The organism is Comamonas sp. 17RB (assembly GCF_030056555.1).
Classification (GTDB): domain Bacteria; phylum Pseudomonadota; class Gammaproteobacteria; order Burkholderiales; family Burkholderiaceae_C; genus Comamonas; species Comamonas terrigena.
Window position 1 is genome coordinate 195,091 of the sequence record NZ_JASHHY010000006.1, and the last position, 16,268, is coordinate 211,358.

At 65.5% G+C, this 16,268-nt stretch carries 14 protein-coding genes; 11 read left to right on the forward strand and 3 right to left on the reverse strand.

Going from position 1 to position 16,268, the window contains the following annotated elements:
- Positions 1-35 precede the first annotated feature (35 nt).
- A complete protein-coding gene (gene bfr / locus QM470_RS12530) occupies positions 36-512 on the reverse strand; it encodes a bacterioferritin (RefSeq protein ID WP_066539137.1) in 477 nt (158 codons plus the stop codon).
- Between the two features lie 286 nt (positions 513-798).
- Here bfr and ahpC point away from each other — a divergent pair, with 286 nt between their 5' ends.
- The 9 genes from ahpC to QM470_RS12575 all read left to right on the forward strand — a co-directional run bounded on the left by ahpC (position 799) and on the right by QM470_RS12575 (position 11,169).
- Positions 799-1,362, forward strand: a complete 564-nt coding sequence (gene ahpC / locus QM470_RS12535; RefSeq protein ID WP_066539131.1) for an alkyl hydroperoxide reductase subunit C — start codon at positions 799-801, stop codon at positions 1,360-1,362.
- 98 nt (positions 1,363-1,460) lie between these two features.
- On the forward strand, positions 1,461-3,017 hold the full coding sequence (gene ahpF / locus QM470_RS12540; protein ID WP_066539130.1) for an alkyl hydroperoxide reductase subunit F: 1,557 nt from the start codon (positions 1,461-1,463) through the stop codon (positions 3,015-3,017).
- A gap of 228 nt (positions 3,018-3,245) precedes the next feature.
- Positions 3,246-4,127: an alpha/beta hydrolase gene (locus QM470_RS12545; protein WP_283339499.1), complete on the forward strand. Its 882-nt coding sequence runs from the start codon at positions 3,246-3,248 to the stop codon at positions 4,125-4,127.
- Positions 4,128-4,437: 310 nt separating this feature from the next.
- Positions 4,438-6,636 (forward strand): TonB-dependent hemoglobin/transferrin/lactoferrin family receptor, encoded by a 2,199-nt coding sequence (locus QM470_RS12550; protein WP_283339500.1) that lies wholly within the window; start codon positions 4,438-4,440, stop codon positions 6,634-6,636.
- A gap of 72 nt (positions 6,637-6,708) precedes the next feature.
- Entirely contained in the window at positions 6,709-7,140 is a 432-nt protein-coding gene (locus tag QM470_RS12555) for a hypothetical protein (RefSeq protein ID WP_218332674.1), read from the forward strand.
- The gene (locus QM470_RS12560; protein ID WP_283339501.1) at positions 7,137-8,249 is read left to right on the forward strand and encodes a hemin-degrading factor; all 1,113 of its coding nucleotides are present in this window, start codon (positions 7,137-7,139) and stop codon (positions 8,247-8,249) included. The genes QM470_RS12555 and QM470_RS12560 overlap by 4 nt, the downstream gene beginning before the upstream one ends.
- Positions 8,249-9,145 carry a heme/hemin ABC transporter substrate-binding protein gene (locus QM470_RS12565; RefSeq protein WP_502846842.1) on the forward strand — a complete coding sequence of 299 codons (897 nt, stop codon included), beginning with the start codon at positions 8,249-8,251 and terminating at the stop codon, positions 9,143-9,145. Before QM470_RS12560 ends, QM470_RS12565 begins: the two co-directional genes overlap by 1 nt.
- A 12-nt stretch (positions 9,146-9,157) precedes the next feature.
- Positions 9,158-10,261 carry a FecCD family ABC transporter permease gene (locus tag QM470_RS12570; protein ID WP_502846839.1) on the forward strand — a complete coding sequence of 368 codons (1,104 nt, stop codon included), beginning with the start codon at positions 9,158-9,160 and terminating at the stop codon, positions 10,259-10,261.
- Positions 10,262-10,299: 38 nt separating this feature from the next.
- Positions 10,300-11,169, forward strand: coding sequence for a heme ABC transporter ATP-binding protein (locus tag QM470_RS12575; RefSeq protein ID WP_283339503.1), 870 nt, complete (start codon positions 10,300-10,302; stop codon positions 11,167-11,169).
- Between the two features lie 256 nt (positions 11,170-11,425).
- Here the strand turns inward: QM470_RS12575 and QM470_RS12580 are convergent, their stop codons facing one another.
- The gene (locus QM470_RS12580) at positions 11,426-11,692 is read right to left on the reverse strand and encodes a DUF2798 domain-containing protein (RefSeq protein WP_279999046.1); all 267 of its coding nucleotides are present in this window, start codon (positions 11,690-11,692) and stop codon (positions 11,426-11,428) included.
- Positions 11,693-11,851: 159 nt separating this feature from the next.
- On the opposite strand from QM470_RS12580, the gene QM470_RS12585 reads away from it, so the two are divergent.
- Positions 11,852-12,808, forward strand: a complete 957-nt coding sequence (locus QM470_RS12585; RefSeq protein WP_280012724.1) for a LysR family transcriptional regulator — start codon at positions 11,852-11,854, stop codon at positions 12,806-12,808.
- 9 nt (positions 12,809-12,817) lie between these two features.
- On the opposite strand, the gene ppsR is transcribed toward QM470_RS12585, so the two are convergent.
- Complete coding sequence (gene ppsR / locus QM470_RS12590; protein WP_066539119.1) at positions 12,818-13,642, reverse strand: posphoenolpyruvate synthetase regulatory kinase/phosphorylase PpsR; 825 nt, start codon at positions 13,640-13,642, stop codon at positions 12,818-12,820.
- A gap of 218 nt (positions 13,643-13,860) precedes the next feature.
- On the opposite strand from ppsR, the gene ppsA reads away from it, so the two are divergent.
- Positions 13,861-16,251, forward strand: coding sequence for a phosphoenolpyruvate synthase (ppsA, locus tag QM470_RS12595; protein ID WP_280012726.1), 2,391 nt, complete (start codon positions 13,861-13,863; stop codon positions 16,249-16,251).
- The last annotated feature ends 17 nt before the right edge of the window (positions 16,252-16,268 follow it).

The following is a 16,268-nucleotide window of genomic DNA, read 5'->3' on the forward strand; positions in this document are numbered from 1 at the left end:
CCCTGTGGGCCCGTTTTGCATGGAAAGCAGGAGCTTCAGTCCGCTTCGCTCATCTGCGACTGCAGATAGTTCTGAACGCCCACCTTTTCGATCAGGTCCAGCTGGGTTTCGAGGAAGTCGATGTGCTCCTCGGTGTCTTCCAGGATCTCTTGCAGCAGATCGCGCGAGACATAGTCCTGCACGCTTTCGCAGGCGGCAATGCCTTCCTTGATGGTCTGCTGGGCGGCCTGTTCCAGGCGCAGGTCGCAGGTCAGGGATTCAGGCACGTCTTCACCGATCTGCAGCTTGCCCAGGTCCTGCAGGTTGGGCAGACCGTCCAGCATGAAGATGCGGTCCATCAGCACGTCGGCGTGCTTCATCTCGCTGATGGATTCCTTGTATTCCACCTTGGCCAGCTTGTCGAAACCCCAGTGCTTGAACATGCGGTAGTGCACGAAGTACTGGTTGATGGCGGTGAGTTCGTTTTTGAGTTGTGCCTGGAGGCAGGCAATGACTTGTGTGTCGCCTTGCATGTGGGGGCTCCTTCCGGTCGCTGTTGTGGGGCGATTGTCCTGCATGACAACGCGCTTGACATCTTTGCCCCCAATAATGGGGATGGGCTGCGTTTGATGCTGAATCGCGTTTGCATTCGGTGTCTGCACAGCGGTCTGCCGATGGCTATCGATACGGTAGTTTTTGATAGCTACACTCAATCAATATGATCGAGTCAATCGATTGAGTTTATCGGTTGCTTGTCCTACACTTGACCCAGTGCTTAGTTCAAGCAGTACCTCCGATTCACTGAAAGGAAACAACACAATGTCCGTGCTCAACAGCAAGATCAAGCCCTTCACCGCACAAGCCTACAAGGGCGGCAAGTTCATCGAAGTGACCGAAAAGGACGTCCTGGGCAAGTGGGCCGTGTTCTTCTTCTATCCCGCCGACTTCACCTTCGTGTGCCCCACCGAACTGGGTGACGTGGCCGACCACTACGCTGAACTGCAGAAGCTGGGCGTGGAAGTCTATTCCGTCTCCACCGACACCCACTTCGTGCACAAGGCATGGCACGACACGTCGGACACCATCGCCAAGATCCAGTACACCATGCTGGGCGACCCCACCTGGCAAATCAGCCAGAACTTCGACTGCCTGCGCGAAGGCGAAGGCCTGGCAGACCGTGCCACCTTCATCATTGACCCCCAAGGCGTGATCCAGGCCATGGAAATCACTGCCGAAGGCATCGGCCGTGACGCCGAAGACCTGCTGCGCAAGGTCAAGGCTGCCCAGTACGTGGCCGCCCACCCCGGTGAAGTCTGCCCCGCCAAGTGGAAGGAAGGCGAAGCTACCCTGGCTCCTTCCCTGGACCTGGTCGGCAAGATCTAAGCCTTTGCCCGCAGAAAAAAGCCCGGGCCTGACCGGGCTTTTTTTCCACCAAGCAAACGCAGACTATCGAAATAAATAATTAATAGGATTTGACTAATATGCTGGACGCCAACCTCAAAACCCAACTCAAGGCTTATCTGGAACGCTTGCAAAAGCCGCTCGAGATCGTCGCAACCCTGGATGACAGCAAGGCCGCCGGTGAAGTCAAGTCTCTGTTGGCCGATCTGGTGGCGCTGAGCGACAAGATCACCGTGGTCGAAAACAACGATCTGGCGGTGCGCAAGCCTTCGTTTGCGATCAACAACCCCGGCGTGGAAACCGGTGTGCGCTTTGCCGGCGTGCCCCTGGGCCATGAATTCACGTCCTTCGTGCTGGCCCTGCTGCACGTGGGCGGCCATCCCTCCAAGGAATCGGCGGATCTGCTGGAGCAGATCAAGGCCATCAATGTGCCGCTGCACTTCGAGACCTACTATTCGCTGTCCTGCCACAACTGCCCGGACGTGGTGCAGGCGCTGAACCTGATGTCGGCGCTGAACCCCCAGATCACGCACACCGCCATCGACGGCGGCCTGTTCCAGGATGAGGTCAAGGAACGCGAAGTGATGGGCGTGCCCACCGTGTTCGTCAACGGTGAACGCTTTGGCCAGGGCCGCATGGAACTGGCAGAGATCGTTGCCAAGGTGGACACCGGTGCGGTGGCCCGTGCGGCGGCCCAGATTTCCGCCAAGGACGCGTTCGACGTGCTGGTGGTGGGCGCAGGCCCTGCCGGCGCAGCAGCAGCCATCTACGCTGCCCGCAAGGGCATTCGCACCGGCATCGCTGCCGAGCGCGTGGGCGGCCAGGTGCTGGACACGGTGGACATCGAGAACTTCATCTCGGTGAGCAAGACCGACGGTCCCAAGCTGGCGGCGGCGCTGGAAGCCCACATCCGTGACTACGAAGTGGACATCATGAGCCAGCAGCGTGCGGCCAAGCTGATTCCGGCAGCCACCGAAGGTGGCCTGATCGAGGTGCAGACCGAATCCGGTGCCAGCCTGAAGGCCAAGACCGTGATCCTGTCCACCGGTGCCCGCTGGCGCAATATGAACGTGCCCGGTGAAGAGCAGTACCGCACCAAGGGTGTGACCTTCTGCCCGCACTGCGACGGCCCGCTGTTCAAGGGCAAGGATGTGGCCGTGATCGGCGGTGGCAACTCCGGCGTGGAAGCCGCCATCGACTTGGCCGGTATCGTCAAGAGCGTCACGGTGCTGGAATTTGCTGCCGAGCTGAAGGCCGACGCCGTGCTGCAAAAGAAGCTGGCTTCGCTGCCCAATGTGACGGTGATCCTGAACGCCCAGACCACCGAGGTGAACGGCGACGGCAAGAAGGTCACCGGCATCACCTACAAGGACCGCACCACCGATGAAATCAAGTCGGTGGCGCTGGAAGGCATCTTTGTGCAGATCGGTCTGCTGCCCAATACCGACTGGCTCAAGGGCACGGTGAACCTGACGCGCTTTGGCGAGATCGAGATCAATGCCAAGGGCGAGACCAATGTGCCTGGCGTGCTGGCGGCCGGTGACTGCACCAACGTGCCGTACAAGCAGATCATCATTGCCGCAGGTGCCGGTGCCACGGCTGCGCTGTCGGCTTTCGATCACCTGATCCGCCACTGAGGGCAGGGGCCTGGGGGTGAAACCCGGGCCTGCACCCACAGTAGAGTAGGTACTGCCAGCGCAGCTGCGTGCTGCGACTGCCCACCAAAGGACTGCTTCGGCAGTCCTTTGGTCCTTCTGGCGCCCGTAGCTGCCTGGGCGCTGCCGCACAGATTGCCTTGCGGTGACCCTGCGCGCTATGCTGGCCGTGCAGCAGGGGGCGGCCCTTGTGCCATGCAGGAGTCGACCATGTGCAAGTCGCAACGTGAAAGTGCAGCGGGCCTGTGGGCGCGTGCGGTGGTGTGGGCCGGGATGGCCTTGGGGGCGGTCTTGACCCAGGCACACGCCGCAGAGGCGGAGCGGCCGCCTGCCGCAACGGCCGTCACTGCGGCACCGGCTGCAGCGCTGACTGCACCCGCATCCGGGACCGTCTGGTCGCTGCCCACCCGTGACGGTGTGCGCACCACCGTGTACTGGGAAGCGGCACCGAATGCCTGGGCCACGGTGCTGCTGTTTCCGGGGGGCGTGGGCGGTTTTGGCAAGCTGGAGCAGAACCGGCCCAGCAGCAACAATTTTCTGGTGCGCTCGGCAGACGAATTCCGGGAGCAGGGCCTGAACGTGGCCATCTTCGGCCGTGCGAACGGGCAGGAGCTGGCGCCCCAGGACCGCATGGGGGCCGAGCATCTGCAGGACATCCGCCAGGTGCTGCAGGCCGTACGTGCCCACAGCAGCCAGCCGGTGTGGCTGGTGGGCACCAGCCGGGGCACGACATCGGTGGCCGCCGCTGCCAGCCGCATGCCGGATGCAGGGTTGGCCGGTGTGGTGCTGACGTCCAGCATCGTGGCCCCGGCGGAGCCGGGCGCGCTGCCCAGCCTGGATCTGGCGGCCATCCGTGTGCCGGTGCTGCTGGTCCAGCATGCCAGGGATGCCTGCCCCCTGTGCACGCCCAGCGCCATGCCGGGGGTGCTGGCGCGCTTCACCCAGGCGCCGGTCAAACAGCTGCAATTGGTCGATGGCGGTGCCCACCCCACAGGCGGTGTGTGCCATGCCTTGCACTGGCATGGCTTCATCGGCATGGAGCACATGGCCGTGCAGCGCATCACGCAATGGATGCGCCAGCCACAACCCTGAGAGCCTGTCTTCGGGCGATGCAACCGCCCAGGCATCCTGGCAGCGCCGTGGCACAGGCATGAGTCCGTGCGCGAGCAGGGGTCTGGTCGCAGGCATGGCCTTGCGGCACACCGTGCGCCAGCCCCCCGGCGCCGCTGGTGCAGAAAACACACACACTGCTGGTACATAGCATGTTAATGAGAATTGTTCTCATATAATCGAAAGCTTGCCAGCCACCCCAAGCCGTTCGCTTCGCTGAACTCCCGGCCCAGGTTCGCCAGCCCCAAACCCTTTGGTGCAGTACCAGAACTTCAGGAAGAGAGAACAAGCTATGACCCAGCTGTGGGCAGGAATGCGTCCGGTGGCCCAAGCGGCCGTGTTGGCCTGTGTGTGGGGCGGATCTGCCATGGCCGCCGATGCGACCACGGCGGCATTGCCCGAAACCACCGTGGCCGCCCCCGCCCAGCAGGCCGATGCGCTGGACCCGGCGCAGACGCCGTATGCCACCGAGCTGCTGAACCGCGCAGAGATGGAACGCCAGCAGGTGCTGGACATTCGCGATGCCACCCGTGACATGGTGAACGTGGAAGTGCCGCGCCAGCCTGCGCGCGGCACCGGCATTTCGGGCACCACAGGGCGCGAAGGCAACACCGGCTTCGAGATTCGTGGTCTGGGTGGGAACCGCGTGCAGATGCTGGTGGACGGTATTCCCCAGCCTGAAGCCGACAGCTTCATGAACAGCCACAGCTTTGGCCGCGACTATGTGGATCCGCTGACCCTGTCGTCCATCGAAGTGCACAAGGGCGTATCGCCCGTGTCCATGCCGGCCGGCGGCATTGCCGGTGCAGTCAATCTGCGCACGCTGTCGCCCTCGGACCTGCTGCTGGACGGCAAGACGCTGGCCGGCCGCGCGCTGCTGGGCTGGCGCAGCGAAAGCCAGGGGCTGACCGCTGGCGCCGTGCTGGCGGGCAAGGCCTCGGACCAGCTGCAGTGGCTGTTTGCACTCAACGGCGACTGGAGCGACGAGACCGAAACCATGGGCCGCGTGGGGGGCACAGGCCTCAAGCGCACCCGGGCCAATCCCGAAGACGTCCGCCGCAACTCGGTACTGGCCAAGCTGGTTTACCAGCCCAACGCCGACCAGACCCATATGCTCACGGTCGAGCGCCGCAGCCAGAGCACGTATGTCAACAACCTGCATGATTTTGCCAACGGCACGACCAAGAGCCACACCGACGACAACGAGAGCACGCGCAACCGCGTCTCGCTCAAGTCCGACTTCCGCCTGAATGCGGCCGCAGCCGATCTGTTGACGGGCTATCTGGCCTGGCAGGACAGCAGCTCCACCCAGAAGCTGGATGTGGATACCACCACCCAGGGCCTGCGCGTGCGCGACCACAGCTATGACGAACGCATGCTGCAGGCCGGTCTGCAGGCGCGCAAGCAACTGGGCCGCCATGCGCTGCACTACGGCCTGGATGTGAACCGCCTGGACAACGAAACCCAGAGCCTGTCCACCGACCGGGGCGTGACCACGGCCGTGCCCAAGGGGCCGGACACCACCACCACGCGCTGGGGGGCTTTTGTGCAGGACAGCATCGAGCTGGGCCGCTTCACCCTCAAGCCGGGCCTGCGCTACGAATCGGTGGACGTGGATGCCGATGCGGGCAGCATCAGCATGGGCGCCTCGGGCGCCACGGCCGTGTCCAAACGCTTTGATGCCTGGCTGCCGCAGCTGGGCGGTCAGATGCGCATGGGCGGTGGCGTGCAGCTGTTTGCCAACTATGCGCGGGGCTTTCGCGCCCCCACGGCGGGCGAGCTGAACAACTTCTTCGGCAACATCACACCGTTCTACGGTTACTACATCCTGCCCAACCCGAATCTGAAGGCCGAAACCAGCAACAACTTCGACCTGGGCATACGCGACGCCGAAGGCGCCTTCCAGTGGGAGGCTGCGGCCTTCTACGGCAAGTACCGCAATTTCATCGAACGCTATGCCAATGCCGGCTCCGTCGGCACTTCGCCGGTGGTCACCTTGCAGCAGTCGCGCAACCAGGCCCGGGCAACGATCAAGGGGATCGAGCTCAAGGCCAGGGCGGAGCTGGGTCAGTCCTGGGGCGGTGTCTGGAATCTGCGCGGTGGCTACGGCTACACCAAGGGCACGGGCGCCGATGGCCAGGGTCTGGAAAGCATCTCGCCCTGGCAGGTCAAGCTGGGCGTAGGCCAGAAGGCCGCGCACTGGAACTGGGAGCTGGCGGCCACGCACCATGCGGCCAAGAAGCAAAGCGATGTGTCCACCAGCAGCAGCGCGCTGTTCATGACGCCGTCCTTCACCGTGCTGGATCTGACCACGCAGGTAGAACTGCGCAAAGGCCTGCGCCTGAACCTGGGCCTGTTCAACCTGACGGACCGCAAGTACTGGAACTGGTCGGATGTGCGCGGTGTGACCACGGCCACCGAGCGCGCCGCCATCGACGCCTACAGCCAGCCGGGCCGCAATGTGCGTGTCTCGCTGGTCGCCGACTTCTAAAACCACAACCGCCTGGGCCAGCGCTTGCTGCACTGGCCCAGGCTTTTTTGACGAAGCACCACTGGAGCCAGCATGTCGCACAACGCCCACTCGCATTCGCACCCCGAGACCGCCAGCGCCAACCAGGATGAGGAATACCTGCTTTCCGAACAGGAAGCGGTGCTGGCTGCCACGCTGGCCCTGATGACCGGCTTCGCCCATGGCTGCTGCCCGGCGCACAAGGGGCCCATTGCCGCCAAGGTGGCCGACCAGCTCAGTGCCCTGGTGCACAGCATGCAGGGGCCGCAGCTGTCCTGCGACATGCAGGCGCTGCTGCTGCGCTTGCGCACCCGATGGACGGCGGCGGCCGCCCATTACGCCGAAGCCCACCTCAACGAAATGCGCAGCGACCTGCGCAGCCAGGCCGATGCGGCGGCGGCTGCCGCCATGCACATGCCCGCTGCCGCCAGCCCCACCCAGACCCCGGACGTGCTGTGGCACGCCCCTTTGGAGACTTTGCAATGAATAACGCCACGATGGAACACCTGAATACTTTTTCCCTGACCAACCCCGCCACGGTGCGTGAAGGCTTTGCGACCCAGCGCGCTGCCGGCCTGCGTGCCAAGGATGCTGCCGAGGCCCTGGGCCTGAGCGAAGGTGCGGTGGTACAGGCCCACACTGGTGCCCATGACCGGTCGCTGCAATCCACGCCGCTGGTCGGCGGCCAATGGCTGGCCATCCTGCAGGCGCTGGAAGCCTGCGGACCGGTGATGGCGCTGACGCGCAACGAAACCGTGGTGCATGAAAAGGACGGCATCTACCGCAATCTGACGCAGGAAGGCCCCATCGGCCTGTGCGTCAACCCCGACATCGATCTGCGCCTGTTCTTCATGCACTGGCACGCCGGCTATGCGGTCACCGAACCCGGGCGCGGCGGTGTGCTGGCCCACAGCCTGCAGTTCTTCGACAGCATGGGCGTGGCGGTGCACAAGGTCTATGCACGGCCCGCCAGCGACCTGGATGCCTGGAATGCGCTGGTGGCACGCTTTGCCGATGCCGATGCCGATGCCGGTGCGCAGCACACCTTCCAGCCGCGCGCCGCCCAGCCGGTGGTGGCGCCCGACAGCAGCATCGACGTGGTCGGCCTGCGCACGGCCTGGGCCGCCATGCAGGACACGCACGAGTTCTTCGGCATGCTCAAGAAATTCGGTAGCGAACGCCAGCAGAGCTTTCGCCTGACGCAAGGTGAGTTCTGCGAACCCCTGGCCACCGGCGTGGTGACCGAGCTGCTGCAGCGCGCGGCTGCCGCGTCCACGCCCATCATGGTGTTTGCGGGCAGCAAAGGCTGCATCCAGATCCATTCCGGTCCGGTGAACAACATCAAGCCCCTGGCCACACCCGGTGCGGCGCAGTGGATCAATGTGCTGGATGCCGGCTTCAATCTGCATGTGCGCACCGACCGCGTGGTCAGTGCCTGGCTGGTGCGCAAGCCCACGAGCGATGGCGTGGTGACGTCGGTGGAAGTGTTCGACGACACCGGTGAGGTGGTGGCCATGTTCTTCGGCGTGCGCAAGCCGGGCCAGCCTGAGCTGACCGCCTGGCGCGACCTGGCCGAAACCCTGGAGCGCCTGTGATGAAGGGGTGTGCACGCAGAGCCGCGCTGCAGCGGCTGGCGGCGGTCGCCGCCATGGGCTGGACCGGGGCCGCCAGCTGGGCCCAGCCTGCTGCGCCCAAAGGGGCTTCGGCTGCCGGTGCGTCGCGGCGCATCATCAGTCTGGGGGGCGCCGTCACCGAGGCGGTGTACGCCCTGGGTGCCGAAAACATGCTGGTGGCCACCGACACCACCAGCCTCTACCCGGATGCCGCCACGCGCACGCCCAAGGTGGGCTATCTGCGCCAGTTGTCGGCCGAAGGTGTGCTGTCGCTGCGACCCGATGCCGTGATCGGTGCGGGCGAAGCCGGTCCGGCCATCGTGCTGGACCAGCTGCGCGCCGCCGGCGTGCAGGTGGAGACGGTGCAGGCCACGCACGACTGGGCCGAAGTCATGGCCAAGCTGCGCATGGCGGGCCGCGCCACCGGCAAGCAGGCCGAGGCCGAGGCCCTGGCCCAGCAGCTGCAGCAGCAGTGGCAGACGGTGCAGGCCGACGTGGCCCGCGCCCGCAGCAAGCCGCGTGCGCTGTTCATCCTGGCGCACAGCGGCACGCCCCAGGTGGCGGGCAGTGGTACGGCAGCCCATGCGCTGCTGACCATGGCGGGCGCGTCGAATGCGGTACAGGCGTTCAAAGGCTACCGTGCGCTGACGGCCGAGGCCATGGCGGCCGTCGCGCCCCAGCTGATCGTGACCACGACGCAGGGCCTGGAAGCCATGGGCGGGATCGACGCTTTCTGGAAGCGCCCAGAGCTGGCTCTGACGCCGGCCTATGGCCGGCGCGCGCTGGTGGCCATGGAGGCCAACCACCTGCTGGGCTTTGGCCCGCGTCTGCCGTCGGCAGTGCGCCAGTTGCATGAACAGATGCAGCGGGTGGTGTAAATGGCGGTGCAGATGAGTGCCGTGCCGGCGGCGCGCCGTGCCAGTGCCTGGCGACGGCCCTGGCGGTTGTCCAACGGGCGGTTGGCGCCGGCGACTGCCTTGGGCGCCATGGCCCTGCTGGCCCTGCTGGTGCTGCTGTGGGCCAGCGCCCAAGGGGCCTACGCCATTGCGCCGGCGCAGCTGCTGCAGGTGCTCGGCCAGTGGGTGACCGGGCAAGGGGGGCAGCAAGGGGCCGGGGCGCAGGAGCTGGTGTTTCTGCACATCCGCCTGCCGCGTTTGCTGCTGGGCGTGGTGGCCGGGGCCGGTCTGGGTCTGGCGGGCGCCCTGATGCAGGGCTTGTTCCGCAATCCGCTGGCGGACCCGGGACTGATCGGCGTGAGCAGCGGTGCCGCCCTGGCGGCGGCGTTCACCATTGTGCTGGGTCAGGCCTGGTTGCCCGGCCTGCAGGTCGGCCTGGGCAGCTGGGCGCTGGCGCTGGCCGCGTTTGGCGGCGGCATGGGCGTGACGGTGCTGATCTACCTGTTGGCCCAGACCCAGGGCGGTACGCGCGTGGGGCTGATGCTGCTGGCCGGCATTGCCGTCAATGCGCTGGCGGGGGCCGGGCTGGGGTATCTGAGCTATGTGTCCAGCGACGAACAGCTGCGCAATCTGCAGCTGTGGCTGATGGGCAGCCTGGGCCAGTCGCGCTGGTCGACGGTGGTGCTGGTGGGCAGCGTGGTGCTGGTGTGCAACGCTGCCGCGTTGCGGCTGGCGCGGCCGCTGAATGCGCTGGCCCTGGGCGAGGCGCAGGCCCAGTTGCTGGGTGTGCCGGTGGAGCGCTGCAAGCGCTGGATCGTGGTGGTCACTGCGCTGGCCGTGGGGGCCGTGACGTCGGCCACCGGCATCATCGGCTTCATCGGTCTGGTGGCGCCGCACGGCGTGCGCCTGATCGCCGGGCCGGACCACCGGGTGGTGCTGCCGTGCTCGGCCTTGCTGGGCGCTGCGCTGGTGGTGGGGGCGGATGCGCTGGCACGTACCGTGGTGCAGCCGGCGGAAATGCCGCTGGGCGTGCTGACGGCATTCATCGGCGTGCCGCTGTTTTTGTGGATGCTGCGGCAATTCAGGAGCGGGCTGTGACAGTGGTGACGACCGGGGAACACGGCCCGGTGCAGGGCATGGACGTTCCCCATCAGGTGGACGGCAGCCTGCACTGCCAGGACATTCGGCTGACCGCATACCGCCAGGGCCCGCTGCTGGCCCGGGTGGACGCGCAGCTGCAGCCCGGCCGGGTGACGGCCATCCTGGGGCCGAACGGCGCGGGCAAGTCCACCTTGCTGGCGGCGCTGTGCGGTACGCAGCCACCGCGCCAGGGCCAGGTGCTGTGGGATGGTGCGCCGCTGGCCCAGCTGCCCGCTGCCCAGCGCGCGCGGCGCATGGCAGTGATGCACCAGGACACGCAACTGGCGTTTGCCTTCACCGTGCAGGAGGTGGTGGAAATGGGGCGTTACCCCCACCGCCAGCACCCCGCGCCGGACGAGGCGGCCATCGTGCAGCACTGCATGCAGACCACCGGCGTGGCGGGCCTGGCGCAGCGCGCGCTGGCCTCGCTGTCGGGCGGGGAGCGTGCCCGGGTGCAGCTGGCGCGGGCGCTGGCGCAGATCCAGCCGGAGGGACAGGCACAGTCCGGCAGCCGCTGGTTGCTGCTGGACGAGCCCACGGCTGCACTGGACCTGCAGCACCAGCACCACGCCATGGCCCTGGTGCGCGAGCGCTCCAGCCGCGATGGCCTGGGCGTGATCGTGGTGCTGCACGACCTGAACCTGGCGCTGCGCTATGCCGACGAGGTGCTGCTGCTGCCCGGTCAGGGCGAGGCGGCGCTGCTGGGGCCGGTGCATGCCGTGCTGACCTTGCCGACCATCGCCCGCGTATGGCGCATCCACGGCGAGATGCAGGCTGCGCGCGACGGCACGCCCCAGTTCATCGCCGGTGCGCACTGCGCGCAGTTGCCGGGGATGGATGCGCCGGTGGCATCAGGCGCAGTGTGAGGGAATGGACCGCGAAAAGGCCGCAAAGGTCGCTCAGGCCCTGCGACCGCGCGTGGCTGGCGCTGGAAACAGGCGGGAACGCCGGCAGGGGTGCCAGAGCGTGCGGTCCCGGGCGTCTTCCTGGCCAGGCCTGATGACCAGGGTGCTGGCCTGCCGAAAATCGGGGCGTTGAGGCCAAACGGCCTCCCAGGACCAGCCCAGGGGCTTGGGTGGATACCAACGGCAGAACAAAGGCAGAGCCGATGCCCGCGGCGGCTTACAGCTCGACGGTGGCCGCCACCAGGCGGACCACCAGCGGGCGCACCAGCAGCACACAGCCAAAGGCGATGGGCATGGCAAACACATAGGCGCCGAGCACGCGCTGCACATAGCCGTCGCTCAGGCCGCTGTTGATGCCGACGATGGCCGCGCACATCAGCATGGCCATGATGGCCGACATGTAAAAGGCAAACACCACCGGGGCGTAGGGGCGGGGGAGCTTGCGGCGGGCGCGTGCGGTGGGGGTCGAGGTGGGAGGGGTCATCAAAGTCGGAAATGCAATCGGTGAGGGGAGGGTCCCACAACCATGGGGTCATGGGCGAAGGGGGACTGTACGCAGCGCCGGCAGGCAGCGGTAGATGCGGCCAGCTTGCTAGACTCATAAGTTAAATTTACGAATCCAAAAAACCATCGCTTACCAAACATGCCGAATCTGCGCGCCATCGAAACCTTCGTCAAAGCGCTGGAAGGGGGCTCCATCGCCTCGGCTGCCCGCCAGCTGGGTATGACGCCAGCCGCAGCCAGCCAGAACATTGCGCGGCTGGAGCGCGAGCTGGGCGTGCGGCTGCTGACCCGCACCACCCGGCAGATTGCGTTGACCGAAGCCGGAGAGCGCTACCTGGCGCGTGTGGCGCCGGTGCTGGGCGAGCTGGAAAAAGCCCAGTCCGATCTGTCGCTGCTGCACGGTGAGTTGCAGGGCCGGCTGCGCATTGCCTGCATGGCCGCCTTTGGCCGCCATGTCCTGGCACCGCTGCTGCCGGCCTTTGCCGCGCGCCATCCCAAGCTGGCGCTGGAGTTGCTGAATGTGGACCGGCAGGTGGATGTGCTCAAAGAGGATGTGGACGTCAGCTTGCGCTACCGCGATGTGCTGGAGCCGGGCATGGCGGTGCGGCATCTGGTGGCGGTGCCACGCAGGCTGTATGCCGCGCCGGCCTATCTGCAGGCCCACGGCGTGCCGCGCACGGCGGAGGATTTGCTGCAGCACCGCTGCCTGCTGTACCGGCGGGAGGTGGATGGGCGGCTGATGCGCTGGCCTTTCAGCAGTGGCGGCCAGCGCGCCGATCCGCCGCTGCACATTGCGGCCATCGCCAATGACATCGATGTGCTGGTGGCGATGGCGGAGGCCGGCGCCGGCATCACCTGGGCCGGCTTCTTTCTGGTGCATGAGCAGGTGCGCCAGGGCCGGCTGGTGCATATTCCCATGCCCGAAGCCCGGGCCGGGGACCCCGGCCTGCAGTTCGAGGAGGAGCCGCTGGACTTTTTCGCCTGCTTTCGCGACCGGCAGTATGTGCCGGCCAAGGTCCGGGCGCTGGTGGACTATCTGCTCGAAGCCCTGCCGGGGCTTCCCCAGCTGCAGTTGCCGCCGGCGCCGGATCAGTAGATCAATAGATCAGTAGTGGCCCAGGCGCTCGGGCAGCACTTCCTGCAGGATGGTGGTGGCGATCTCCTCGATCGACTTGGTGGTGGTGGACAGCCACTTGATGCCGCTGCGGCGCATCATGGCTTCGGCTTCGGCCACTTCATGGCGGCAGTTTTCGAGGCTGGCGTACTTGGAGTCCGGACGGCGTTCGTTGCGGATAGACGACAGACGGCCCGGATCAATGGTCAGACCGAACAGCTTCTTGCGTTGGGGTTCCAGTGCCGGGGGCAGCTGGCGGCGGTCGAAGTCTTCGGGGATCAGCGGGTAGTTGCCCACTTTCAGGCCGAACTGCATGGCCAGATAGAGGCTGGTCGGGGTCTTGCCGGAGCGGCTCACGCCCACCAGGATCACATCGGCGCCGGCCAGATCACGGTTGCTCTGGCCGTCATCGTGGGCCAGCGTGTAGTTGATGGCCTCCATGCGGTCAAAGTATTCCTTGCTGTGGCTCACGTCCGAGAAGCGCCCCACGCGGTGCATGGACTTCTCGCCCAGTTCGTCTTCCAGCGGCTGGACAAAGGTGCCGAACATGTCCAGCAACATCCCTTTGCAGCTGCTCTGGATGACCTGCTGCACCTCGGGGTGGACCACGGTGGTGAAGACGATGGGCTTCTTGCCCTCGATCTCGGCGGTGTGGTTGATCTGACGGACGGCCTGGTGGGCCTTGTCTGCCGTATCCACAAATGGAATGCGCACCAGGCGCGGCTTGACGTTGAACTGCGTCATCAAGGCCGAGCCAAAGGTTTCGGCCGTGATGCCGGTGCCGTCCGAGACGACAAAAATGGTGCGCGTATGCATGGGCAGCTAACAGTGGTCAAAAAATGAACAGCCCGCCATTGCCATGGACTTTGCGCGGCAGGCCTACAATGGCGCCCATTATTCCCAATTTCATCCCCACACAAGCAGAACGCCAACATCCAGAACACCCAAGTGTGTTCTGCCAGATGTGGGGGGATGGCTGCAGGCCTGAAAAGCAGGGCCTGGGCTGAGCCGGTTTTTTAACTTTGGAGCTTCCCATGTCTGAACGTTTTGAGGCGACCGCGCTGGTCGTTCCGTTCGAAAACCTGCGCATGAGCGACGTTGAAGTCGTCGGCGGCAAGAACGCCTCGCTGGGCGAGATGATTTCCCAGCTGCCCCAGGGCGTGCGCGTGCCCACCGGCTTCGCCACCACGGCCCACGCCTTCCGCAACTTCCTGGCCTATGAAGGCCTGGCCGACAAGATTTCCGCCAAGCTGGCCGCCCTGGACGTGGACGATGTCCGCGCCCTGGCCGCCGTGGGCGCCGAAATCCGCGCCCTGGTCGAGAACCAGCCCTTCCCGGCCGATCTGGAAGCCGCCATCCGCGCCGCTTTCATCACGCTGCAAGGCGGCAACGAAGCCGCTTCGTTCGCCGTGCGTTCGTCTGCCACGGCAGAAGACCTGCCCGACGCATCGTTCGCCGGTCAGCAGGAAACCTTCCTGAACGTGATGGGCATCGAAGACGTGCTGCACAAGATGAAGGAAGTGTTCGCGTCGCTGTACAACGACCGCGCCATCTCCTACCGCGTGCACAAGGGCTTTGCCCACGACGTGGTGGCCCTGTCCGCCGGCGTGCAACGCATGGTGCGCTCCGACCTGGGCGCTGCCGGTGTGATGTTCACCATCGACACCGAATCCGGCTTTGAAGAAGTGGTGTTCATCACTTCCAGCTATGGCCTGGGCGAAACTGTGGTGCAAGGCGCAGTGAACCCCGACGAGTTCTACGTGCACAAGCCCATGCTCCAGGCCGGCAAGAACGCGCTGATCCGCCGCAATCTGGGCTCCAAGCTGATCCAGATGGTGTTCTCTTCCGCCGAAGAGAAGGCCGCTTCCGGCAAGCTGGTCAAGACCACCGATGTGGCCACCGAGCTGCGCAACCGCTACTCGCTGACCGACGCCGACGTGCAGGAGCTGGCCAAGTACGCGCTGGTGATCGAACAGCACTACGGCCGTCCCATGGACATCGAGTGGGGCAAGGACGGCACCGACGGCAAGCTGTACATCCTGCAGGCCCGTCCCGAGACCGTGAAGAGCCAGGCCAAGGGCCAGGCCGAACTGCGCTACAAGCTCAAGGGTACCGGAACGGTGCTGGCCGAAGGCCGCGCCATCGGTCAGAAGATCGGTACCGGCCCGGTGCGTCTGGTGTCCGACATCTCGCAGATGGACCAGGTGCAGGCCGGCGACGTGCTGGTGACCGACATGACCGACCCCAACTGGGAGCCGGTGATGAAGAAGGCCGCTGCCATCGTCACCAACCGCGGTGGCCGTACCTGCCACGCCGCCATCATTGCGCGTGAACTGGGTATCCCGGCCGTGGTGGGCTGCGGTGACGCCACCGAGCTGCTGAAGAACGGCACCCTGGTGACCGTGTCCTGCGCCGAAGGCGATACCGGCAAGATCTATGACGGCCTGATCGAGACGGAAGTGACCGAAGTCACCCGTGGCGCCATGCCCGAGATCAAGACCAAGATCATGATGAACGTGGGCAACCCCCAACTGGCCTTCGACTTTGCCCAGCTGCCCAACGAAGGCGTGGGTCTGGCCCGTCTGGAATTCATCATCAACAACAACATCGGTGTGCACCCCAAGGCCATCCTGGACTACCCCGCGGTGGACTCCGACCTGAAGAAGGCCGTGGAATCCGTGGCCCGTGGCCATGCATCGCCCCGTGCCTTCTATGTGGACAAGGTGGCCGAAGGCGTGGCCACGATCGCTGCGGCTTTCTACCCCAAGCCCGTGATCGTGCGCATGTCGGACTTCAAGTCCAACGAGTACCGCAAGCTGATCGGCGGCAGCCGCTACGAACCCGAGGAAGAGAACCCCATGCTGGGCTTCCGCGGTGCAGCGCGCTACATCTCGGCCGATTTCGGCGAAGCCTTCCGCATGGAATGCGAAGCCCTGCGCCGTGTGCGTGAAGACATGGGTCTGACCAATGTCAAGATCATGATCCCCTTCGTGCGCACCCTGGCCCAGGCCAAGCGCGTGACCGAGCTGCTGGCGGAAAACGGCCTGAAGCGCGGCGAGAACGGCCTGCAGCTGATCATGATGTGTGAAGTGCCCTCGAACGCCATCCTGGCCGACGAGTTCCTGGAATACTTCGACGGCTTCTCGATCGGCTCCAACGACCTGACCCAGCTGACCCTGGGTCTGGACCGCGACTCCGGTCTGGAACTGCTGGCTGCCGACTTCGACGAGCGTGACCCCGCCGTCAAGAAGATGCTGGAGCGCGCCATCCAGGCCTGCCTGGCACAGAACAAGTACGTGGGCATCTGCGGCCAGGGCCCTTCGGACCACCCCGACTTCGCCAAGTGGCTGGCGGACCAGGGCATTGCCTCCATCTCGCTGAACCCTGACAGCGTGGTGGCAACCTGGCAACGTCTGGCAAGCTGAGGCTTGCACAGCACAGG